The following is a 22,891-nucleotide window of genomic DNA, read 5'->3' as shown; positions in this document are numbered from 1 at the left end:
GTCTCGGCGGCCGGCCGGTAGACGGCAAGGTCAAGCCGCGGAGGCAGGTCGACCTTGCGTTCGGGCAGCTGGTGGAAGGGTTCGGCCGGCAGCTGGTCGCTGAGGCTGGCCAGCGCATCGAACTCGGCGAAGCAATGCCCGCACACGACCTCGCCGCGCGCTTGCGCAAGCGTTTCCGTGTTCAGCGAAAACACGGTCAGGCAGTCGGGACATTGGGCGTACATGCGGTCCGCAGAGATCGAACTGGGGCAAGCCTAGTGCAGGCGCCGCCACAAATCATCCGCGCCGATGCGCGATCGTGAACGGGCGCTCAGCGGCGTCGCCCGCTGATCCGAACCCAGTCTTCCTGCGTATCCACGCGCAGCTCGTCGAACCATTCGCCGTAGCGCTGCAGCAGTTCGTCTTCCTGCCCGTGCAGGATGCCGGAAATCGCGAAAGGCGCGCCGGGTTTCGCCGCCGCCGCAAAAGTGGGTGCGAGCTCGCCCAGCGGGCCGGCGAGGATGTTGGCGATGAACACGTCGGCAGGCGACGCGCCGGGATGCGCAGGAGCGGCCTCGATCATGAGATCCTCAGGCAGGAACAGGGCGAGGCGGTCGGCCACTTCGTTGCGTTCGGCGTTGTCGGCCGAGGCGGTGAGTGCCTGCGGATCGTTGTCCACGCCCACTGCGCTGGCGGCGCCGAGCTTGAGCGCGGCAATGGCGAGGATGCCCGAGCCGCAGCCGAAGTCGATGATGCTCTTGCCCTTGAGGTCCAGGCTGTCGAGCCAGGCCAGGCACAAGGCCGTGGTGGGATGCGTGCCGCTGCCGAAGGCGAGACCGGGATCGAGCCGGACCACGACGATGTCCTCGTCGGCAGGCGGCTCGATGTTCCACGGATAGATCCACAGCCGGCGGCCGAAGGCCATCGGCTTGAACTGGTCCATCCACGCGCGTTCCCAGTCTTCGTCGGCCACGTCGCGGAACTGCATGTGGTCCGGTTCCAGCCAGGGCAACAGGTCGCCCAGCGCTTCGCTCAGGCCGCGGCGATCGGTGTCGGCGTCGAACAGCGCATTGAGCGTGATGGTCGGCCACAGAGGCAGCTCGCCTACGCCGGGCTCGAAGATGGCCTGCTCATCCGGCGTCTCCGCATCGGCGTCCTGCAGGGTGATGGACAGCGCGCCGAGATCGTCGAGTGCTTCCTCCACGCGTGGCTGCTGTTCGGAACGGACGGTGAGGGAGAGTTCGAGCCAGGGCATGGCGGGTTCCTGCAGGTGAGGCGGGTATTGTCGCCGATGTGCGGGTGGGGCGCGAAACCGGGTTTTGCCTTTGTAGGAGCGCACCCAGTGCGCGATTGCGGAATGTCGGTGTGCGTCAGTCTGTGTTCTTCGTGAACGCCACGCGCCGTGAAAAACATCCGTCGTGGCGACCCTTCTGCGCTGGTCGCGCACAGGGTGCGCTCCTACAGGGGGTTCAGGAACGCGTCGTGGCGGCGGTAGTGGTCGAGTGCGCGGGCGAAGTCGGCCGTGCTGGAGTCCGCCTTGCGCCTGCGCTGCACAAACAGCACTTCGACGAAATCAGCCGCTTCCAGGAAATGATGCACGCGATACCGTGCGGCAGCCGCGGGCAAGGCTTCGCCGTTGTCATCGATCAGCGCGTCGTCTTCATCGGCGACGTGCGAGAGATACAGGCGGCAATCGGGCGAGGTGATGTCGCCGCGGATATACACCCACGCATAGCGATCCCAGCCATCGCCTTCGTCGAAGGCGGAAGTGATGGCGTCGATCGCGTCGGGGAGGGTCAGTAGTTCGGACATGTCGGTACGACACCGGCGAGCCGCGTGTGCGGCTCGCCGGCAAACATCAGCCGCCGTGGGCGGCCTTTTCCTTCTGCTCGGCCATGCGCTTTTCCAGGTAGTGGATGTTCTGTCCACCGTGCTGGAAGCCGACGTCGGCCATGATGCGCTGCTGCAGCGGGATGTTGCACTTCACGCCTTCGATCACCGTCTCGGCCAGCGCCAGGCGCATGCGCGCGATGGCAGTCTCGCGATCCGGGCCGTGCACGATCAGCTTGCCGATCATCGAGTCGTAGTTCGGCGGGATGCGGTAGCCGTCGTACAGGTGCGTATCCACGCGCACGCCCGGGCCACCCGGCGCCTCGAAGCGCTTCACCGTGCCCGGCGAGGGCAGGAAGTTGTCCGGATCCTCGGCGTTGATGCGGCACTCGATCGCATGACCCTGGATCTTGATGTCTTCCTGGCGGATCGAGAGCTTCTCGCCACCGGCGATCAGCAGCTGCTCGCGCACCAAGTCGATGCCGGTGATCAGCTCGGTCACCGGATGCTCGACCTGGATGCGGGTGTTCATCTCGATGAAGTAGAAGCGGCCGTCCTCGAACAGGAATTCAAAGGTGCCGGCGCCGCGATAGCCGATGCGGATGCATGCATCCACGCAGACCTTGCCGATCTGCTCGCGCAGTTCCGGCGTGATGCCCGGCGCGGGCGCTTCTTCCACCACCTTCTGGTGGCGACGCTGCATGGAGCAGTCGCGCTCACCGAGATGGATGGCGTTGCCCTGGCCATCGGCCAGCACCTGGATCTCCACGTGGCGCGGATTTTCCAGGAACTTCTCCATGTACACCTGATCGTTGCCGAAGGCCGCCTTGGCCTCCTGCTTGGTCATGGTGATGGCGTTGCCCAGGTGGGCCTCGGTGCGCACCACGCGCATGCCGCGGCCACCGCCGCCGCCAGCGGCCTTGATGATCACCGGGTAGCCGATCTCGCGCGCGATGCGCATGTTCTCGTCGACGTTGTCGCCGAGCGGGCCGCCCGAGCCGGGCACGCACGGCACGCCGGCGGACTTCATGGCGCGGATCGCTTCCACCTTGTCGCCCATCAGGCGGATCACGTCCGCGGTCGGGCCGATGAAGATGAAGCCCGATTGTTCCACCTGTTCGGCGAAGTCGGCGCGCTCGGAGAGGAAGCCGTAACCCGGGTGGATGGCCTGGGCGTCGGTGATTTCAGCGGCGGCGATGATGCGCGGGATGTTGAGGTAGCTGTCGACCGACGGCGCCGGGCCGATGCAGATCGACTCGTCGGCCAGGCCGACGTGCTTGAGGTTGCGGTCTGCGGTGGAGTGCACCGCCACGGTCTTGATGCCAAGACTGTGGCAGGCGCGCAGCACGCGCAGGGCGATTTCGCCGCGGTTGGCGATGACGACTTTCTCTAGCATGGGCATAAGGGTCAGCCCGCTCAGGCGATGACGAACATCGGCTGGTCGAATTCCACCGGCTGGCCGTTCTCGAGCAGGATGGCCTGCACGGTGCCGGCCACGTCGGCCTCGATCTGGTTGAACATCTTCATCGCTTCGATGATGCCCAGCGTCTCGCCGGCCTTGACCTGCTGGCCGACCTTCACGAACGCCGCAGCGCCCGGACTGGCCGAGGCGTAGAAGGTGCCGACCATCGGCGCCTTCACCACGTGGCCGGCCGGCAGCGCCGGTGTGGCCGGAGCAGCGTCGGCCGCCGGAGCGGCGGCAACGGGCGCGGCTACGGCCGGAGCGGCCTGCATCACCGGTGCGGGGGCCACGGTCACCGTGCCCTTGGGCACGCGCGAGAGGCGGACGACTTCTTCGCCTTCCTTGATCTCAAGTTCCGCGAGGTTGGATTCCTCAAGCAGGTCGATGAGCTTCTTGATCTTGCGCAGGTCCATGGTTCAAACCTTTCGTTCGTGAGGCCGCCGCGGCGGCCGGATGGGAATGGGGTCGGCCGGAGCCGGTCAGGAGGCGGATCCGCTGCGGTCCAGGCGCAGCAAGGCGGCATCCAGTGCCAGTCGGTAGCTGTCCGGGCCAAAGCCGCAGATCACGCCGACAGCGATATCCGAGAGATACGAGTGGCGGCGGAACGCTTCGCGGGCGTGCACGTTGGACAGGTGCACCTCGATGAAGGGAATCGCCACGCCGGCCAGCGCGTCGCGCAGGGCGATGCTTGTGTGGGTAAGGGCGCCGGGATTGATCAGGATGAGGGCGGTGCCGTCCAGGCGAGCCTGGTGGATGCGGTCGATCAGGGCGTGCTCGGCGTTGGACTGGAAGGTTTCCAGCTCCTGGCCTGCGGCCTGCGCGCGCTGCACCAGGAAGGCGTCGATATCGCCCAGCGTCTCGCGGCCGTAAACCTCCGGCTCGCGTACGCCCAGCAGATTGAGATTGGGTCCATGCAGGACCAGGATCTTCGACACGCCACAACCTTGGATTGCGCCGGCGGTGCCAGCGTCCGGCGCGGAGTGTGCGCGCCCCCGTCGTTGTTGTCCAGTTCGGCGCAGTTCGGCGATGTTTGAAGGAGAAGTTACGCGTTAACCGTGCGGAGACGTATGGCGCCCGAAACGGCTTCAGGGCGCGGTTGGTGCCAGCCACTGCTGCAGCTGATCCCCATCGAGCACGCCCCGGCGGGTGGCCAGCACGCGTCCGTTCTCATCCAGAAGCACGCTGTAGGGCAGCAATTCGCCGACGTTGCCCAGCTGCAGGGACGTACTTGGGCTTTCCAGTCGTCCGACCAGGATCGGATAGTTGACCGGATGGGTGGTCAGGAAGGTCTGGACCCGCGCCGGATCGTCCATGGCAATGCCGACGACGATGCTTCCCTTTTCGCCGACGTTCGCCTGCGCACGCACCAGCGCCGGCATTTCCGTCAGGCAGGGACCGCACCAGGTGGCCCAGAAGTTGAGCAGCACCTTGCGCCCGCGGAACTCGGAAAGGCGGTGCGCCTTGCCGTCCAATCCGGACAGCGGGAGATCCGGGGCGATCGCGCCCACGTCGATGCCGGAGCTGCCACCGGGCGCATGTGCCCGCTGGCTGGCATGCTGCAGCCAGCCACCGGCCGCCGCGACCGCAACGGCCAGGCCGACGATGATCCAGTTGCTGCGACTGAGCATCATGGCGTGCTGGCGACCGGCGTGCCGGCGGCCTTGGTCAGCGCTTCCTCGACCAGCGAGGAGGTAAGCACCGTCGGCAGCTGGCGACCTTCACCACCGTCCTTCGGGAACACTACGTAGAGCGGCACGCCCGGCGAGCGGTACTGCGCCAGGAAGGCGGCGATGGTCGGATTCACGTCGGTCCAGTCGCCCTTCATGTAGACGGCGCCGGTCTTCTTCAGCAGGTCGCGGAAGGCGTCGGTATCGAGCACGGTGTGCTCATTCGCCTTGCAGGTCACGCACCAGTCGGCGGTCATGTCCACGAACACCGGCGTGCCGGCCTTGCGCAGTTCCGCGAGCTTTTCCGGCGAATATGCCACCACGCCCTCGGCAACGGCCGCGGCCTGCGCCGGCGGCGGCACATGGGCCAGGTAATACAGCGGCACCAGGGTGAGCACGGCCAGCAGTGCCACGAACACCTTGCTGAGCCCGCCGCGCGAACGGCTGCGCTCGAACCACCACAGCGTGGCCGCCAGCAGCACGGCGGCCACCAGCACCAGGCCCACGGCGTCGGCGCCGCGCTGGTGCGCCAGTACCCACACCAGCCACGCGGCGGTGAGATACATCGGGAACGCCAGCACCTGCTTGAGCGTTTCCATCCACGCGCCGGGGCGCGGCAGCAGGCGCGCCAGCGCCGGCACGAAGCCGATGGCGAGGAACGGCAGCGCCAGCCCCAGCCCCAGCGTCAGGAACACCAGCAGCGCATGCAGCATCGGCGCGGCAAAGGCGTAAGCCAACGCGCTGCCCATGAAAGGCGCGGTGCACGGGCTGGCCACGGCCACGGCGAGCACGCCGGTGAAGAAGTCGCCCGCATGGCCCGAGCGCGATGCCAGCGACGAACCCACGTTGCCCAGCGAGGTGCCGAACTGCACCACGCCCGACATCGACAGACCCACCGCCAGCATCACGCAGGCCAGTCCACCGACCACCAGAGGCTGCTGCAACTGGGCACCCCAGCCCAGCGCATGGCCGGCCGAGCGGAGGGTCACGATGCCGATGCCGATCAGCGCGAACGTCGACAGCACGCCGGCGGTATAGAAGAGCGCGTGCGAGCGTGCCTTGGCGTGGCTCTCGCCGCTTTCGAGCAGGCCCACGGCCTTGATCGACAGCACCGGCAGCACGCACGGCATCAGGTTGAGCACCAGCCCGCCGACCAGGGCGAGCAGCAGCGCGGAGATCAGGCTGCCCTGCAGCGCGCCACCAGCGAGTTCGGCGGGCGGCATTTCGGGTGCGGGTTCGGTCGCGGTGCCTGACGTGGGTGCGGCACCGCCGAGGTCGATGGCGAGCATGCGCGTCATCAGCGGATAACAGAGTCCGCCGTCGAGGCAGCCCTGGAAGCTCGCTTCGAGGTTCACGCTCGATCGGCCGGAGGTATCGCCCTCGATCGTCACCGGCAGCTCGACCTGTCCGAAATACACCGTGGTCTCGCCGAAATGCGCGTCCTCATGCTCGACGCCGGCCGGCCACGCGGGCTTGGCCACGCTCAGGCCCGCGGCATCCTTGAGCTTCAGTGCGGTCTGGTCGCGGTAAAGGTAGTAACCCTTGGGCATGGTCCAGCGCAGCAGCAGGTGCTGGTGGTCCTGGGCCAGTGCTTCCAGGTGGAAGGCCTGCTCCGGAGGGAGGACAGCGCCATCGCCGGTGCGGTTGGCGCCGAGCTTGCCCAGCGCGGCACCCAGCGAACCGTCGGCAGCGGCCGGCGCGGTGCCTGCCGGCAGCGGCAGGTCCAACTGTTCGGTATGCGGCGGATAACAGATCTTCGGATCGACCTCGTGGCACCCCTGGTACTGCACGCTGAGCTTGAGCCGCGTGGCGCCCGCCACGGTGTAGGGAAGCGTGGCGTCGATCGAGTGGTGGTAGATCTCCACGTCGCCCAGGTATTCGTCGTGGTGCTTCTCGCCGTCGGGGAACTGCGCCGCGCCCAGCGTCACGCCGTCGCCGGCCTTGAACTTCAAGCGGCCGCGATAAAGGTAGTAGTCGGGCGCGATGGTCCAGTGCAGCTTCACCACGCCGGGCGTGGAGGCATCGGCGCTGAGCTTGTAGGCCTCGGTCACCGGCAGCAGGCCGTCGAGGTCGTCCTGGGCAAGGGCCGGGAGCGCAATCGACAGCAGGCAGAGCAGGGCAGTGAGGCAGGCGGCCAGGCGGCCGGGACGGATCAGGCGCATTGCAGCTCCAGCATGGAGAGACCCACGCTATGGCGCAGGCGAAAGGGAATTATGACCCAGCTTGGGGGACCGGGCCGGGTCAAGGCGACGCTGGCCATGTATCGCCGTCGTCACCCGCCCTGTCTGTTCGCAGGCCACAGGGCCGTTGGCGAAGGCAGACGGGGTGTCTGTCGAGCCAGCGGATCGCAGGCGTGTGGACAGACAGGGCGGGCCCACACAGGATGAATTTTTCATACGTCAGGGTGATGGCTGGAAGGCCCGCCAGCTGCGCCGCGTGGCTCGAAAAGACGGCCAGTCTTCCCTTCGCCGCACACCACGCCTGGCAGGCCTTCCAGCCATCATGACGACGGTGATACATGGTCAGCGTCGCCTTGATGGACCATCCAGAATCAGGCGTGTTCCGTCATCACTTCGCTCAAGCCCGTCCCGCGGTTACGGAGACGCAGCATGCCGGTGGTCAGGGCCACGCCCAGCAGGATCACCACGCAGCCGCCGGCCATGGCCAGGGTGATCGGCTCATGCAGGAACAGCAGCCCCCACACCACGCCGAACACCGGGATCAGGAACAGCACCACCATGCTGCGCGATGCACCCACGCGGGCCATCAGCCGGTAGAACAGCACGTAGGCCAGCGACGTGCAGATGGCGGCCAGGCCGAGCATCGCCATCCACGCGGACGTGCCTGGCATGCGTGCCGGCCACATCCATACCGTGAGGGGCAGCAGCACGGCCGCGGCCACCAGTTGGCTGCCAGTGGCCACACTGAGCGGCGTCACGCCACGCAAGGTGCGATGGCTGACATGGGCGCCGACCGTGTAGCAGACATTGGCGCCTACGCAGGCGGCCATCGCCCAGCCCGAGCCACCGACGCCATGACCGAAACCCACCGTGCCGGCCACCAGCCACACCACGCCGGTGAAACCGACCACCATGCCGCTGGCCTGCGTGGCATTGAGCTTCTCGCTGAACAGCATCCAGCCCGACAGCGCCACCAGCAGCGGCGCGATGGCGTCGGAAATGGCGGACACACCGGCCGGCAGGCTTTTCGCCGCGTAGGAGAACAGCACGAACGGCAGCGCCGAATTGGCCAGCCCCACGATCACGATGGGACGCCAGTGCGTTGCCATTTCCGCGAGCCGCTGGCGCGACAGCAGCAACGGCGCCGAACAGATCGCCGCACCGATGGCGCGCATGCCTGCCAGCGCCATGCCGCCGAACTCATCCGCGCCCATGCGCATGAAAAGGAACGAGGCGCCCCAGATGGCTCCCAGCAATAGCAGTGCGGTGATGTCGGAGGTTTTCATGGTGGTGATCCGCGGTTGTTCCTTGGCTCGTCATTTCGGCCTGCGCCGGAATGACGGGGTTGAGGTATCGGCTTCTCTGCAGATCGCTCTTCGTCGGGAAGACTAGCCGCCCCCGCTGTCAGAACCTGTCAGCAGTCTTCAGCGCTCGCCCTGGCCAAACAGCACGCGGCGCTCTTCCTCCGACAGCGCCTGCTTCGGCGCGTAGGCGTTCTCGACGCCTTCATAGGTGCGCAACGTCGCCGGCCGGGCGGCCATGGCGATGAACCAGCGTTCCAGATTCGGGAAATCCGACAGCGTCTGCCCATGCGCCTCGTGCGGCACGACCCAGGGGTAACAGGCGATGTCGGCGATGGAAAGCGCTCCGGCGATGAACTCGCGGCCGGCGAGCCGGCGGTCGAGCACGCCGTATAGCCTTGCCACCTCGCGAGTGTAGCGGTCGATGGCGTACGGCACTTTTTCCGGCGCGTAGACATTGAAGTGGCCGATCTGCCCGCCCATCGGACCCAGGCCCGACATCTGCCAGAACAACCACTGCAGCACCTCGGCGCGGCCGACGATGTCCTTGGGCAGCAACCGCCCCGCCTTCTCCGCCAGGTAAAGCATGATCGCGCCCGACTCGAACAGCTTCACCGGCGAGCCACCGCCCGCTGGCGCGTGGTCCACGATGGCCGGAATCTTGTTGTTGGGCGAAATGGCCAGGAAGCCCGGCTGGAACTGCTCGCCCTTGCTCAGGCTGACCGGGGTGATGAAGTACGGCAGGCCGATTTCCTCGAGGAACAGCTTGACCTTGAGACCGTTCGGCGTGGCAGCGAAGTACAGCTCGATCATGGGGATGTTCCAGCGGAGGGGATGGGACACAGTGTCGCTGCCCAACTGGTCTTGAAAAAGATCCAGATAAGGGGAAATCTTTGGGACCAGTAAACCTGGGGCTGCGGGATGAACGCGTTGCTGGCCTTTCCGCTGGACCTTCCGCCGCGCGGCCGCCTGGAGGCGCTGCACGGTCAGCTGCGCGCCGCCATTCTCGACGGACGGCTGGCCGGCGGGCATAGCCTGCCGTCCACGCGCGCATTGGCGGTATCGCTGGGCGTGTCGCGCAACACGGTGGTGGCGGCGTACGACCGCCTGCTCAGCGAGGGCTACGTGTCGGCGCGCCACGGCTCGGGTTACGCCGTTGCATCGGGTTTGGCCAGGACGCAGGCCAAGGTGGCGAGCGGCATCGGTGGCGACCGGCGACTCGCGCCGCACTGGCGCCATGCCGTGATGCCGGCTCGCACCGGTGCGCCGGCAAGCTACCGCCACGATCTGCGCGTGGGGTTTCCCGATGCTTCGCGTTTCCCATTCGACGTCTGGCGCCGACTGTCGGCGCGCGCGCTGCGTAGCCTGTCGAACAAAGTGGGCACCTACCACATGCCGGAAGGTCGGCGTCCGTTGCGCGAGGCCATCGCCGGGCATGTGTCCTTCGCGCGAGCGGTGACCTGCGGCGTGGACGACGTGGTCGTCACCAGCGGCGCGCAGCAGGCCTTCGATCTTCTCGCGCGCATCCTGGTGACGCCGGGGCGCACCGTGGTGGCGGTGGAAGATCCCGGCTATCCGCCGCTGCGCGCGGCCTTCGAAGCGACGGGTGCCAGCGTGGTGCCCGTGCCCGTTGATGCGGACGGTCTGGTGGTGGAACAGATTCCGCCGGCCGCGCGGGTGATCTACGTGACGCCATCGCACCAGTTCCCGCTTGGCATGGTGATGTCGCCGGCGCGGCGCATGGCCCTGCTCGAGTTCGCGCGGCGCCACGGCGCGGTGGTGATCGAGGACGACTACGACGGTGAATTCCGCTACGGCGGCCGTCCGCTGGATGCGCTGCAGACGCTCGATCGCGAGGGCCGGGTGTTCTACGTTGGCACCTTCTCCAAGAGCCTATTTCCCGCGCTGCGGCTGGGTTACGTGGTGGCGCCACCTTGGGCATTGGCGGCGCTGGCGCAGGCGCGGCAGGTCTGCGACTGGCACGCGGACGTGCTGGCGCAGGACACGCTGGCCCTGTTCATTGCCGAAGGCCATCTCGCGCGGCATGTGCGGAAGATGCGGCGCATCTATGCCGAGCGCCGCGAGGCGCTGATCCACGGACTGGTCCGCCACGCGGGTAAACTGCTGACGCTGCAGGCCTCGGATGCCGGATTGCATGTGGCGGCGCTGTTGCCGCCGGGCCTGCATGCAGACGAATTGGTACAGCGCGCGGTGGCGCAGGACATGCGCATCGAGGCGCTGTCCGGCTACGCCATCGGCGAGACGGCGCCCAACGGGCTGGTGTTCGGCCTGGGCACCTTGCCCGTGGCACGCATGGAAGATGCCACGCAGATGTTGGGTCGGCTGTTGCGGGAGTCGCGCTGACGGCTGGTTCCTTCGAAGTGGTCGGGCAATCCGCGCCGCGCAGGGTGCTCAAGGTCGCGGGCCGTCTGTGGGAGCGCACCCTGTGTGCGCCCGCGGCGCCCGGATGCACCTCGGTGAGCGGTATGGCGTTACCGCTCCGTCGCTGTCGCGCACAAGGTGCGCTCCCACCGTATTTTCAGGCTGGGTCAACCCGGATCGCGCACCCAGTCCAGATACGCCTCATGCCCCTGCGCCACCGGCACCGCGACCAGTTCGGGTAACTCATAAGGATGTAGGGCCAGCAGTCGCTCCTTCAGTGCCGCAAAGCGTTGCCCTGTGGTCTTGATCATCAACAGTTCTTCGCTGTCGGTGGTCACCTCGCCCTTCCAGCGGTAGGTGGAGCGGATGCCCGGGATCCGGTTGACGCAGGCGGCCAGGCCCTCCCCAACCAGGGCATCGGCCAGCTGCTGGGCGCTGGCCGGGTCGGGGCAGGTGCAGTAGCAGAGCAGGACGGGATCGGACATGGCGCCAGCCTAGCGCGCCCCGCCGTCCGGGGCATCCCTCACGCCCCCTGTAGGAGCGCACCCAGTGCGCGATCGCCGCCCGGAGGACGGCCGCGCCGTGCCGCCGTTCCGCGGCGTCCGCTTTGGGGGATGGGCTTTTCGCGCACTGGGTGCGCTCCTACAGAGGGGAAAAGCGCCCGGTTACCCTTGAAACCCCTGAACGCTTCCCCCATTGCAGTCCTCAGCCACCGGACCGGCACCTCTTGCAGGGGGGCTCTGCGTCGTTAGAATTGGCACTCACCTACCGGGAGTGCTAACAGCGCAGCAACCAGGCGCCGCTCCGGGGTAACCCTTTTTTTGTTCCAACCATCTAACCAAGCTGGAGCCCATCCAATGAGCAAACTGCGTCCGCTGCACGATCGCGTCATCGTCAAGCGTCTCGAAGAAGAGCGCGTCTCCGCTGGCGGCATCGTCATTCCCGACAGCGCCACCGAAAAGCCGACCCGCGGCAAGGTCATCGCTGCCGGCGCCGGTCGCATCCTGGAAGACGGCAAGGTCCGCCCGATGTCGGTGAAGGAAGGCGACACCGTGCTGTTCGGCAAGTACGCCGGCCAGGAAATCAAGATCGACGGCGAAGAGCTGGTCTTCCTCAAGGAAGACGACATCGTGGCCGTGATCGAAGGCTGATCAAGCCAAAGCGTGCTGCGCGTGTTTCAACGCTGCGCACGCCTCGGTTTCCGTGGTCTCGGCCAAGGCTAGAGCCCCATCCCTAATTTCAAAATTTTTGAGGCAAAAATTTTATGGCAGCTAAAGAAGTCCGCTTCGGCGAAGATGTACGCGCACGCATGCTCAAGGGTGTGAACACCCTGGCCAATGCGGTCAAGGTCACGCTGGGTCCGAAGGGCCGCAACGTCGTCATCGAAAAGAGCTTCGGCGCCCCGACCGTGACCAAGGACGGCGTGTCCGTGGCCAAGGAAATCGAGCTGGCCGACAAGTACGAGAACATCGGCGCCCAGATCGTCAAGGAAGCCGCTTCCAAGACCTCCGACGTCGCTGGCGACGGCACCACGACGGCCACCGTGCTGGCCCAGGCGTTCATCCAGGAAGGCCTCAAGGCCGTTGCCGCCGGCATGAACCCGATGGACCTCAAGCGCGGTATCGACCAGGCCGTGTCCACCGCGGTGGCCGAGCTGAAGAAGCTCTCCAACCCGACCGCTGACGACAAGGCGATTGCCCAGGTCGGCACCATCTCGGCCAACTCCGATGCCAACATCGGCGACATCATCGCCACCGCGATGAAGAAGGTCGGCAAGGAAGGCGTGATCACCGTCGAGGAAGGCTCGGGTCTCGAGAACGAGCTGGACGTCGTCGAAGGCATGCAGTTCGACCGCGGCTACCTGTCGCCGTACTTCATCAACAACCAGCAGTCGCAGCAGGTTGAACTGGACGATCCGTTCATCCTCATCCACGACAAGAAGGTGTCGAACGTCCGCGAACTGCTGCCGGTGCTCGAAGCCGTTGCCAAGGCCGGCAAGCCGCTGCTGATCGTCGCCGAGGAAGTGGAAGGCGAAGCGCTGGCCACCCTCGTGGTCAACACCATCCGCGGCATCGTCAAGGTTGCCGCCGTGAAGGCGCCGGGCTTCGGCGACCGTCGCAAGGCCATCCTGGAAGACATCGCCATCCTCACCAATGGCCAGGTCATTTCCGAGGAAGTGGGCCTGCAGCTTGAGAAGGCCACGATCAACGATCTGGGCCGTGCCAAGCGCGTGGTGATCACCAAGGAAAACACCACCATCATCGACGGCGCCGGCGAAGCCGAGCGCATCCAGTCGCGCATCGGCCAGATCAAGGCGCAGATCGAAGAGACCTCTTCGGACTACGACCGCGAGAAGCTGCAGGAGCGCGTGGCCAAGCTGGCTGGCGGCGTGGCCGTCATCAAGGTTGGTGCTGCCACCGAAGTGGAGATGAAGGAAAAGAAGGCCCGCGTCGAAGACGCCCTGCACGCCACGCGTGCGGCCGTTGAAGAAGGCGTGGTTCCCGGCGGTGGCGTGGCGCTGATCCGTTCGCTGAAGGCGCTGGAAGGCCTGAAGGGTCAGAACACCGACCAGGACCTGGGCATCGCCATCACCCGTCGCGCGCTGGAAGCTCCGCTGCGCGCCATCGTGTCCAACGCCGGTGACGAGCCGTCGGTGGTGCTGAACAAGGTGAAGGAAGGCAACGGTAACTTTGGCTACAACGCTGCCACCGGCGAGTTCGGCGACATGATTGCCTTCGGCATCCTGGACCCGACCAAGGTGACCCGTTCGGCCCTGCAGTTCGCCGCCTCGGTGGCTGGCTCGATCATCACGACCGAAGCGGCCGTGACCGAAGTGCCGAAGAAGGAAGAAGGCCATTCGCACGGTGCGCCGGGCGGCATGGGCGGCATGGGTGGCATGGACTTCTAAGTCCACGCCCCCAGGCATCGCAACACCAGGAAACCCCGCCTTGTGCGGGGTTTTCTTTTGGGTGGGTGGCCGGCTTCGATCCGATTTTCCTCGGGCGCGCACGGTCCTCGCGCGCGAACGCCGGCTTGTCCGTGCTGCATCAGGATCTGGCGGAAACCGGCCCCGGCAGCGGCGATGACGTTGCCGGCAGGTGGCTGTCAGCGGCGCGCGTCTGTGCCACGCCGCTCGCGTTTGGCGGCGTACATGGCAGCATCGGCCTGGGCGAGCAGTGCCTCGGGGTCGCGCGCATCGGGCGCGGCGACGATCACCCCAATGCTGGGGCCTGCGTATTCGATCACGACGCCATCGAGGTGGAAGCGGCCGGTGGTGGCCGCTTGCAGGCGCCCATGAAGGATGCCGACCACGTCCATCGCGTCGCCGAGTGGCGGGCTGGAAAGCATGACGAATTCGTCGCCGCCCAGTCTCGCCACGAAATCTCCCCCGCGCATCGCGCCCTGCAGCCGTCCGCCGATCGCGCGCAGGAACTGGTCGCCGGCATCGTGGCCATATTCATCGTTGATCGCCTTGAAGCGGTCCAGGTCGATGAAGCCCACGATCAGTCCGCGTTGACCCTGGGCTAGCGCTGCAAGCCGGCGGCCGAGTTCGTCCATCAATGCACGCCGGTTGGGCAGATGCGTGGTGGCGTCGGTCAGCGCGCTCACGGCCAGCGTGTTGTTGGCTTCCTGCAGGGCATGCAGCAGACGTTCGCGTTCGATCTGCTGGCTGATCAGCTGGGAGAACATGCGCAGCACCTGCTCGGCGCCCTCCGCCAATGGCTTGCGCTCGCCGCTGGCAGCGCACAGCGTGCCGTAGATGCTGCCGTCTTCCATGCATACGGGCGTGCTGGCGTAGGTGGCGATGCCCAGTTCGCGTGCAGGCGCCGAGTCGGCCCAGCAGTTGGCGACATCGTCAGTATAGGGTCGTCCTTCCTCCAGGGCTCGCTTGCACAGCGTGCCTTCCCACGGCACGTCCAGGCCTTCGGGAATCTGCAGGCGCTGGGTGTTGCGGGCATACAGGATGTGCTGAACGCCCAGTCCGGTGTCGATCGTGGTGAGGTAGGTGGACTCCAGGCCGGTCACGGCCTGCAGCAGCTCCAGCAGGGGGCGCACCAGTTCCTCGAGCGTGCGGGCCTGGGTAACCGATTCGGCAAGCCTGCCCACGAAATCGAACGTCGGCGAGGAAACAGGCGGCGTCTGCAACATTGAGTAAGCCTTGCTCTAGCTGGTACGGGGCATCGCCGGCGGGGCGATCAAACCGCATTAAATCCATCTGCCCCAGGCCTTGCAACGTCCATGGCGATGCGCCTGCCGGTCACCGATTTCCGTTTCCGCGCCGTCAAACGTCTTTGTTCCTGTTACGGCCATCACGCGGGAACGCGCGCCTTGAACGAACGGAATCTTCAGCCGGGGGAGGAACCTCTGGACGCCAACCTGGTGTTCGCGGCAAGCGGCTGCGCGTTCGCGGCGCAGCGCTCCCTGGAGCGCGAACTGCATCTGGCGAGGCCCGTGCGCCCGTCGATGGCTGGACAACGGGAGAGAGCCGCCACGGATGGCAACTCCCACGCGCGATGGTGGCATTCGCTGCGCGGACGCCATGACTGGCAGGGACATGCCGTGCAGCGGGTCGCCAGGGCCGGCCTTTACCTGCTACGTGCCGCTTCGCTGCCGGCCTTGCACCATGGGTTCCTGGCGTTCCTCCGATCGCATCCGCTGATGCGTGCCTGCGTGTCGGGCGATCCACGCCTGCAGGAGCGTCACCTGCATCGCTTCATCCATCGTCACTGGAGCGGCCGGGAAAGGCTGCATGCATTGCGCCACCACTACGAGCTGACGCTTGCGGCCTGGCCGGAGGCCTTGTTCGAAGCGGTTTACGTGCACGGCCGCGCGACACTGGGCGAGCTGATCCTGCGCGATGGCAGTACCTTGCAGCTGCATCTGAGGCCATCCATTCCCCTGGGATGCGAAGGCGAGCTGACCCTCGAACTGAGCGATGCCGACGCGCGCACGCTGTATCGTCTGGTAGTCACCTTCATCGATCGCCACACCATGGCCATCGGATCGCTGCAGGGACCGGACGGCCCGCAGGCGCGCGAACATGTGCGGGTGCTCACGCGCCAGATGCATGGCATGCGGCCCAAGCAGTTGCTGCTCGCGCTGGCCTATGCGTTGGCCGGGCAATGCGGCACGCGTCGCATCCTGGCCGTCGGCAACGACGCGCATCCCTTGCGCGATCGCACGCGTTTCCTCGCCGACTACGACAGCTTCTGGCGCGAGCAGGGTGGCGTGTCGCTGGGTGACGGTTGGTTCCTGCTGCCACACACCCTGCATCACCGGCCCGAGGCGCAGGTGGAGAGCAAGCATCGCGCTGCCTTTCGTCGTCGCGCGTTGCTGCGTTGGCAGGCGGTGCAGTTGTTGAACAATGCCCTGCGGCCGCTGCCGTGGTGGCGCGACGTAGCGCAGGCGCAGGCGGCGGTAGAATCGCTGTTTTCGCTTCCGGAAGTGTCCGAGGAAGCCTAGTGGATCGAAGAGTCGACGCCCCCGGCAACGCCGGCGTGAACCTGGACCCTGCACACGCCTTGCGCCTCGCGGAACTCTTTCGCGAGCACAACCGCGCGTTGGTGGCCTATCTGCAGTGCAAGCTCAACTCCCTGTCCGATGCGCAGGAAGTGGCGCAGGAGGCCTACGTGCGCCTGGTGACGCTGGAGCGGCCCGACCAGGTGGATTCGCTGCGTGCCTATCTGTTTCGCATCGCGTCCAACCTGGCGGTCGACCGGCTGCGCATGCGCCAGGTGCGCGCAGACAACCCGCTGCAACCACCCGATGAAGACCTGCACCTGGCGCCCATTCCCGAGCGCCATGCCGCGGCCACCAGCCAATTGCAGGCCCTGCGCGAGGCACTGCGCGAACTGCCGGCCAAGACGGGCCGCGCGTTCGTCATGCACGCTATCGATGGCTGCGAGATTGGCGCGATCGCGCGTGTGATGAAGATCAGCGAGCGCATGGTGCGCTATCACGTGGCCAACGCCCTGGCGCATTGCCGGGCGCGTATGGACGAACCGGAGATGCCATGATGGCCCAGACCCCGAATCAACAGACCTTGCGCATCGCCGCCGACTGGTGGGTGCGATTGCGCGATCCCAAGGCCAGCGAGCACACGACGGAACGATGGCTCGCCTGGATCGCCGAGGACGACGACCACCTCGGCGCGTTCGAGCGCGTCACCGAGCTGGCGGCGCGGCTGGGCGCACTGGGCGAGCTGTCGCGCGCCCGGCTGATGGCCGAGTTCGCGCCCGCCGCGCCGCGCCGCTGGCTGCCACTGGGTGCTGCCGCTGCCGCCGTGCTGCTGGTGGTGGCCGGCTACGTGAGCTGGGCGCTGCTGGGCGGCAAGCCCGTGGCGCAGGTCTACACCAGCGCCGTGGCCGCGCAGCGTGACATCACGCTGGAGGACGGCTCGCGCGTGGCCTTGGGTGGTGCCACCCGGCTCACCACGCGTTTCAGCCACGACCAGCGCAACATCGAGCTGGCCGAGGGCGAGGCGTATTTCGAAGTGGTCCACAACGCCGCGCGCCCGTTCGTTGTGCATGCCGGCAACATCACCATCGAAGACATCGGCACCGCATTCGATGTGCGCCGCACCGGCGATCGCGTGACGATCACCATGGCCGAAGGCCGCGTGCGCATCGTCGACGATGCCGCCGGAGCCGCCCACGGGCTGGAAGCGGTGGCCGGCCAGGCCGTGTCGTACGACCCTGATCGGGCGGCCATGAGTGTCACCAGCGCCGACCCTGCGCGCGCCGCCGCCTGGCGACACGAACGCCTGGAGTTCGACAACGAGCCGCTGTCGGTGGTGGTGGCCAACATCAATCGCTATCGCGCCAACCCGGTACGCATCGCGGACGATGACCTGAACGCGTTGACCTTCACCGGCACGGTCAAGACCAACGCCATCGACGACTGGCTGCAGGCCTTGCCCCAGGTGCTGCCGTTGAAGGTGAGCGAAACGGGTGGGCAGACCGTGCTCTCCGACGCACGCAAGCGGACGGGTGCCGGCTGACGCCCGTCCGTACGGCGGCAGCTCGCCAGCATCGCGTTGTTCCGGCGCGAAAAACGCCCGGCCACGTGTCACACTCGCGCTTTTTTTAGCGGGCGGGTTGCCGGTGCCATGAAAGCGTGTGCGAAACGGTTGCTTGCGGGCAGCCTGGCGATGTCGACGATCCTGGCCTTGCCGGGCGTTGCGTCTGCCGCCGCGCACACGCAGATGGATGGGCAGGCCCTCGCGTTCTCGGTTCCGGCGCAGCCGCTGGCCACGGCGCTGATCGATTTCGGCAAGCAGGCCAACGTGCAGGTGCTTACGGCGGGAAGCACCATCGCGCGATTCCGTTCGCTGGGTGTAAGCGGCACGCTGACGCCCCAGGACGCGCTCGCCAGGTTGCTGCAGGGCACCGGGCTCGATTACGCCTTCACGCAGGAAGGCACCGTGGTGGTGAAGCCGCGTGAGGCGACGTCTGCGAGCGGTGGCGCGCGGGCCAAGGCGCCGATTGAAGCCAAGCAGCTCACGGCGGTGGAAGCCAATGCGCTGGTCGGGCACGACGTGGGTTTCATGGCGTCACTCAACAGCATGGCGTCGCGCAACGACAACGACATGATCGATGTGCCGCAATCGGTCAGCGTGGTGACGCGCGACCTGATGGAATCGCAGCAGTTGCTCACCGTGGCCGACGCCGTGCGCAATGTGGCCGGCGTGCAGTACGTCGAAGGTTCCGATGGCCTGCCGCTGTTCCAGATCCGCGGTTTCTACACCAGTTATGGCCTCACCGACGGCATGCCCAACAGCATCGCCGGTTCCGGCGATTTCCCTCCGCTGATCGGCCTGCAGCGCGTGGAAGTGCTGAAGGGACCGCAGTCGGTGCTGGGCGACACCACCGGCGGCAACTTCGGCGGCCTGATCAACGTCACCATCAAGCAGCCGCAGTTCGAGCCAGTGCGCGAGCTCACCTACACCATCGGAGAGCAAGGCCAGGCGCAGGCGGGCATGGACTTCGGCGGTCCGCTGGGCCAGACGCCGGGGCTGAGCTACCGCATGGTGATATCCGGCGAATATGGTGATCGCTCGCCGCAGGGTTATCGCAACCAGCGCAGCGCGTACCTGGCGCCGTCGATCGGCTGGCGCGGCGACAGCACCGACGTGGTCGTCGGCGCGCAACGCATCCTCAACCGCGTGCCCATCACCGACCACGTGGTGCTGCTGGGCGACACCTTGTCGACCGCATCGCCGGACGGCCTGCTTCCGGGCAACCCGCGCGACTTCGCCAACTACCAGACTGACCGGCTGTACTACCTGCTCGACCAGCAGGTGGGTGACGCATGGACCTGGCGCAGCCGCGGGCAGTACGTGCGCCAGCGCAACAACCTGCATAGCTGGACGCTCTACGACCCGCAGCTCGACGGCGACACTTCCGCTTATGCAGAAGCCTATCGCTACGATGACACCTACTACTCGCTGCAGAACGACCTCATCCGTACCTTCGATACAGGATCGGTGCAGCACACCGTAACGGTGGGCCTGGACTATGCGCGCTCGCGCATCGGCCACAGCGACGATTTTCTGCATTCGTACGACGAGGGCGTCTATAACCTCTTCACCAGTCGCGCGCTGCCGACCGTGGCCGCGGTGATCCAGCCGCAGGACAACCAGCCGCTGGGCGGCACGCCGTGGTCGGTGGACAGCGGCCTGTTCCTGCAGGATCAACTCGCCTTGGGTGAGCGGTGGGAAATGCTGCTGGCCTTGCGCCGCGCATCCTACGAAGTCTCGACGGATGACGTCGATGGCAATCCCTGGACGCCCAGCCGCGTCAAATGGGTGCCCAACGCCGGCCTCGTCTACAAGCTCACGCGCGATATTGCGCTGTATGCCGGCACGGCCAACGGCTTCCAGCCCGTGTCGTTCCTCGGCGAGAACGGGCGCCCGCTGGTGCCGGCGCTGTCGCGACAGCTGGAGGCGGGCGCCAAGTTCAACCTGTTCGACGAGCGCGCACGCCTCACCGTATCGGCCTATCGCATCATGCTCGACCACAGCTACCTGCTGGTGGAAGAGCAGCCGCCGAACTTCGCCACCTTCGGCCCTGGCCAGACCAACCGTGGCATCGAAGTCGAGTTCGCCGGCCAGGTGACACCGGGGCTGGACCTCAGCGGCAGCTATGCCAACGCGATGATCCGCAACCACGACGGCTCGCGCGCCACCGGCGCCCCGCGCCAGCGGTTCAACGCATGGGTCAGTTACTGGTTCCAGAATGAGGCCTTGCGCGGCTGGGGCATTGCCGGCGGTGTGCTGGCGCGCAGCCGCTCGCTTGGGCAGAGCCTGGACTACACCACCTATTTCCCCACACCTGGTCAGGCGGAAGTGGGCGCGAATGTCTCCTATCGCGCGGCGCGCTGGCGCATGACGCTGGGCGTAAAGAACCTTCTCGCCCGCCGGCTGATCGCCGACGACTTCAATGAAACCTTCGTGCCCATCCGCACGCGGCGAAGCTACCTGCTCTCGGGCAGCTACGATTTCTGAGCACAAAAAAAGCCCCGGGGACATCCCGGGGCTTACGTTACGCAAGGCGAATGTATCAGCCGCCCGTCTGTGCGCCGGCGTCGACCTTCGCATCGGCCTTGGCTTTGGGTGCATGCTTGGTGGCCTTGTGCGCCGCGTGCTCGGTACCGGTGGCGGCCTTGTTAGCGGTCTTCTCAGTGGTGCCTACGGTCTTGTCCGCCATCTTGCTGCTCATGGCGGTGGTCTGGTCGACGGTCTTGCCGGCGGCGTCCTGCGCTGCCGCGGTGTTCGCGCTGGCCGAGACCTTCGCCGAAGCGGCGGCGTCCTGCGCAAAGGCGGGGACGGTGAGGACGGAAGCAGCGGTAACGACGAGGGCGGCGAGCATGGTCTTGCGCATGAGGAGAACCTCCAGTGTGGGAATGCCGACGAAGGCGTTGCTTCGCGGCTGGAATCCACGCTAGACGCACATCGCCCTACGGAACCTGAACCGGCAAGGTCTCCTTTAGCTGGCAGACAGATCGCTGAATCCGCGCTACCCGAGGCGATTTCAGCCCTATTGCTTTCCTTGCCACGCGGCGTCGCTGCTCATGCTTTTGGACGTCTATTCGCACTTATTGCTGCGCGCCCGCCGCCTCAGGTTGTGCCGTGGTGCGGCGATCGTGCGACGCATCGGCGGTCTGCACTTCGGCGCGTGGCAGCAACGCGTCGAGCTTGCCCTTCATGCGCAGCAAGGCGACGTTGGACATGTCCTTGTCAGCGGTTCGTTCGCCGGCATCTTCACTTTCCGGCGGTGCGCCGGGGGCACGCGTGAGTGCGGCCAGCTGCGGTGCGATCACCTGCGTCAGCGCGAAATAGGCGTCGTCACGCACGCCGGCCTGTTGCAGCAGGCGGCCGGGCAGCATCCATGACGCGAGGGCCTCGGGTTCGGTGTGTACCGGGTTGCGCGGATCCACCAGCAGCCAAGTGCCGGCCTGGCTCAGCATGTCCTTGCCATCGACAAAGCCGGTGGTGTTGTAGGTGTCGGTAAGCGCAGGGAGATGATCACCATAGAACAGCAGCAGGGTAGGCCGCTCGCGGCGCGCAAGCAGGTCCGCCAGCCGCCCCAGTTCCTGGTCGGCGTGCTGCATGTGATAGAGGTAGTTCTGCAGTTCCTGCCTGTTCTTGCCAGTCACGCCTTCGGGCACCGCAATCTCATCGCGCGCCGCGAGGTCGTTCGGCGGGACGTCGTAGGGTCCATGCGCCTCAATGCTGATGGCGAACAGGAATTGCGGCGGCCCGGCATCCTTCAGTTGCGCCATGATTTCGTCGGTCATCGCACTGTCGGCCATGTACTGGCCGTCCATGGCCGCTTTTACCGGAAATGCCGAGCGCGAGACGAAGCGGTCGAAGCCGATCGCGCGGAATGCCGTGGTGCGATTCCAGAAGCCCGGATCGTTGCCGTGCAGCGCCACCGTTTCGTAGCCGTGCGCGCGCAACGCGCGAACCATGCTGGGCACGACCTTGTGGTTCATCTGCAGGTACGGGAACTGCAGATCCTCGAAGTAGCGCAACGACAGGCCGGTGAGCACTTCAAATTCCGTGCGGATGGTGCCGCCGCCGTAGGTGGGTACGTGCAGCGGTCCGCTTTCGCCTTGCGCCGCGAGGCGATGCAGGTTGGGCGTGAGGTCGACATCCTGGTAGCCCTTCATGATCGACGGATCGAAGAAGGATTCGCTCTGCACGACCACGATGTCAGGCATTTCATCCTGTGCGCCGGAGGGTGATTGCAGGCGCTCGCGCAGCGCGGAGTCGCTCTGCGCGATCAGCTGCTGCGCAGCGACGGCGTCGGGCTTTTTGCGCGCGTGTCCCTGGTTGAGGTGGAACATCAGCAAGGAGCTGACGAGGCCCGAATGCTCCGCCGTGGCGGTGGCCGACCATGGTTCCAGCCACAGGTGCCGGCCGCCATAGATCTTCATCCAGCCCGGCATGCCGGCCAGCAGGGTGCCAAACAGCAGCAGCGCCACGCCGGACACCAGGCGCTTGCCGCGCGTGCGGCGGGCGAACAGCGGAAGCTCCATGCGCCATGCCAGCACGATGATCGCGAGCGCCGCGGCGAGCGCGAGATAAGGCCACGGGCTGCTCGGCAAGTAGCTGCCCAGCAGCTGGAATCCGCCGCGCCGCAGTTGCCCCAGCATGCGGAAATCCGCAGGCATCAGGGGCGTGTTGAGGTTGCTTACCTTCAGCGCGTTCACGCCATAGACCAGCGCCTCGAGCAGGAAGGCCAGGCCGAACGACAGCAGCGGGCGACGTGTCAGCACCAGCAGCAGCGTGGCCAGCATCAGTCCGGGCAGTGCATTGGCGATGGGAAAGATCGGCTGGGCGAGCGCCTGGGCCGAGCCCACGCCCGGACCTCCATCGATCAGGCCGGTAGCCAGCGTGAAGATGATCGCGAGCGAGGTGATGAACGCCGCGCGGACCGCAACGGAGCGGGCAAGCAGGGATGAGGTCGCAGACATCGTCATGGCATCCTGCGGAAGACTGTCATGGCTTGGACACGGGACTGTAACGGCGCGGGTCTTAACCAATTGTTGGAGCTCGGGCAGCAGCATCCCGGCACGATCAAGGCC

The 22,891-nt window shown here is 66.5% G+C and carries 21 protein-coding genes; 7 read left to right on the top strand and 14 right to left on the bottom strand.

The window, feature by feature from the left end; translation table 11 throughout:
- The 10 genes from VFG49_RS16775 to VFG49_RS16730 all read right to left on the bottom strand — a co-directional run.
- On the bottom strand, positions 1 to 224 hold a 224-nt coding region (locus VFG49_RS16775), incomplete at its 3' end, for an MJ0042-type zinc finger domain-containing protein (RefSeq protein WP_324862629.1).
- An 86-nt stretch (positions 225 to 310) separates the two neighbouring features.
- Complete coding sequence (gene prmA, locus VFG49_RS16770; protein ID WP_324862627.1) at positions 311 to 1,234, bottom strand: 50S ribosomal protein L11 methyltransferase; 924 nt, start codon at positions 1,232 to 1,234, stop codon at positions 311 to 313.
- 203 nt (positions 1,235 to 1,437) lie between these two features.
- Positions 1,438 to 1,791 (bottom strand): DUF7716 domain-containing protein, encoded by a 354-nt coding sequence (locus VFG49_RS16765; protein WP_324862625.1) that lies wholly within the window; start codon positions 1,789 to 1,791, stop codon positions 1,438 to 1,440.
- A gap of 46 nt (positions 1,792 to 1,837) precedes the next feature.
- Positions 1,838 to 3,205 carry an acetyl-CoA carboxylase biotin carboxylase subunit gene (gene accC / locus VFG49_RS16760; protein WP_324862624.1) on the bottom strand — a complete coding sequence of 456 codons (1,368 nt, stop codon included), beginning with the start codon at positions 3,203 to 3,205 and terminating at the stop codon, positions 1,838 to 1,840.
- A gap of 20 nt (positions 3,206 to 3,225) precedes the next feature.
- Positions 3,226 to 3,684 carry an acetyl-CoA carboxylase biotin carboxyl carrier protein gene (gene accB / locus VFG49_RS16755; RefSeq protein WP_324862622.1) on the bottom strand — a complete coding sequence of 153 codons (459 nt, stop codon included), beginning with the start codon at positions 3,682 to 3,684 and terminating at the stop codon, positions 3,226 to 3,228.
- A gap of 66 nt (positions 3,685 to 3,750) precedes the next feature.
- Entirely contained in the window at positions 3,751 to 4,206 is a 456-nt protein-coding gene (gene aroQ / locus VFG49_RS16750; RefSeq protein WP_324862620.1) for a type II 3-dehydroquinate dehydratase, read from the bottom strand.
- A 150-nt stretch (positions 4,207 to 4,356) separates the two neighbouring features.
- Positions 4,357 to 4,902, bottom strand: a complete 546-nt coding sequence (locus tag VFG49_RS16745) for a TlpA disulfide reductase family protein (RefSeq protein ID WP_324862618.1) — start codon at positions 4,900 to 4,902, stop codon at positions 4,357 to 4,359.
- A complete protein-coding gene (locus VFG49_RS16740; RefSeq protein ID WP_324862616.1) occupies positions 4,899 to 7,100 on the bottom strand; it encodes a protein-disulfide reductase DsbD in 2,202 nt (733 codons plus the stop codon). The genes VFG49_RS16745 and VFG49_RS16740 overlap by 4 nt, the downstream gene beginning before the upstream one ends.
- A 389-nt stretch (positions 7,101 to 7,489) precedes the next feature.
- Positions 7,490 to 8,404, bottom strand: coding sequence for a DMT family transporter (locus VFG49_RS16735; protein WP_324862614.1), 915 nt, complete (start codon positions 8,402 to 8,404; stop codon positions 7,490 to 7,492).
- Between the two features lie 138 nt (positions 8,405 to 8,542).
- The gene (locus VFG49_RS16730; protein ID WP_324862612.1) at positions 8,543 to 9,232 is read right to left on the bottom strand and encodes a glutathione S-transferase N-terminal domain-containing protein; all 690 of its coding nucleotides are present in this window, start codon (positions 9,230 to 9,232) and stop codon (positions 8,543 to 8,545) included.
- A 108-nt stretch (positions 9,233 to 9,340) separates the two neighbouring features.
- Between VFG49_RS16730 and VFG49_RS16725 the strand changes: the two genes are divergently transcribed.
- A complete protein-coding gene (locus VFG49_RS16725) occupies positions 9,341 to 10,783 on the top strand; it encodes a PLP-dependent aminotransferase family protein (RefSeq protein WP_324862610.1) in 1,443 nt (480 codons plus the stop codon).
- 185 nt (positions 10,784 to 10,968) lie between these two features.
- On the opposite strand, the gene cutA is transcribed toward VFG49_RS16725, so the two are convergent.
- Positions 10,969 to 11,286 (bottom strand): divalent-cation tolerance protein CutA, encoded by a 318-nt coding sequence (gene cutA, locus VFG49_RS16720; protein WP_324862608.1) that lies wholly within the window; start codon positions 11,284 to 11,286, stop codon positions 10,969 to 10,971.
- Between the two features lie 372 nt (positions 11,287 to 11,658).
- Here cutA and groES point away from each other — a divergent pair, with 372 nt between their 5' ends.
- A complete protein-coding gene (groES, locus tag VFG49_RS16715; protein ID WP_038623202.1) occupies positions 11,659 to 11,952 on the top strand; it encodes a co-chaperone GroES in 294 nt (97 codons plus the stop codon).
- A gap of 113 nt (positions 11,953 to 12,065) precedes the next feature.
- A complete protein-coding gene (gene groL / locus VFG49_RS16710) occupies positions 12,066 to 13,709 on the top strand; it encodes a chaperonin GroEL (RefSeq protein WP_324862604.1) in 1,644 nt (547 codons plus the stop codon).
- A gap of 197 nt (positions 13,710 to 13,906) precedes the next feature.
- On the opposite strand, the gene VFG49_RS16705 is transcribed toward groL, so the two are convergent.
- Positions 13,907 to 14,950, bottom strand: coding sequence for a sensor domain-containing diguanylate cyclase (locus tag VFG49_RS16705; RefSeq protein ID WP_324862601.1), 1,044 nt, complete (start codon positions 14,948 to 14,950; stop codon positions 13,907 to 13,909).
- A gap of 180 nt (positions 14,951 to 15,130) precedes the next feature.
- Here VFG49_RS16705 and VFG49_RS16700 point away from each other — a divergent pair, with 180 nt between their 5' ends.
- From VFG49_RS16700 to VFG49_RS16685, 4 genes are all read left to right on the top strand, one after another.
- On the top strand, positions 15,131 to 16,264 hold the full coding sequence (locus tag VFG49_RS16700) for a VirK/YbjX family protein (protein WP_324862599.1): 1,134 nt from the start codon (positions 15,131 to 15,133) through the stop codon (positions 16,262 to 16,264).
- Complete coding sequence (locus tag VFG49_RS16695) at positions 16,264 to 16,818, top strand: RNA polymerase sigma factor (protein WP_324862597.1); 555 nt, start codon at positions 16,264 to 16,266, stop codon at positions 16,816 to 16,818. Before VFG49_RS16700 ends, VFG49_RS16695 begins: the two co-directional genes overlap by 1 nt.
- Positions 16,815 to 17,801: a FecR family protein gene (locus VFG49_RS16690; protein WP_324862594.1), complete on the top strand. Its 987-nt coding sequence runs from the start codon at positions 16,815 to 16,817 to the stop codon at positions 17,799 to 17,801. The genes VFG49_RS16695 and VFG49_RS16690 overlap by 4 nt, the downstream gene beginning before the upstream one ends.
- Positions 17,802 to 17,951: 150 nt before the next feature.
- Positions 17,952 to 20,306 (top strand): TonB-dependent receptor, encoded by a 2,355-nt coding sequence (locus VFG49_RS16685; RefSeq protein WP_324862592.1) that lies wholly within the window; start codon positions 17,952 to 17,954, stop codon positions 20,304 to 20,306.
- A gap of 55 nt (positions 20,307 to 20,361) precedes the next feature.
- Here VFG49_RS16685 and VFG49_RS16680 read toward each other — a convergent pair whose 3' ends face one another.
- On the bottom strand, positions 20,362 to 20,682 hold the full coding sequence (locus VFG49_RS16680) for a hypothetical protein (RefSeq protein WP_324862590.1): 321 nt from the start codon (positions 20,680 to 20,682) through the stop codon (positions 20,362 to 20,364).
- 214 nt (positions 20,683 to 20,896) lie between these two features.
- Entirely contained in the window at positions 20,897 to 22,786 is a 1,890-nt protein-coding gene (locus tag VFG49_RS16675; protein WP_324862588.1) for an LTA synthase family protein, read from the bottom strand.
- Between the last annotated feature and the right edge of the window lie 105 nt (positions 22,787 to 22,891).

Source organism: Dyella sp. (genome assembly GCF_035685885.1).
Taxonomy (GTDB): domain Bacteria; phylum Pseudomonadota; class Gammaproteobacteria; order Xanthomonadales; family Rhodanobacteraceae; genus Dyella.
The sequence above is the reverse complement of the archived record's forward strand: the minus strand, read 5'-3'. Positions and strand labels throughout refer to the sequence as shown.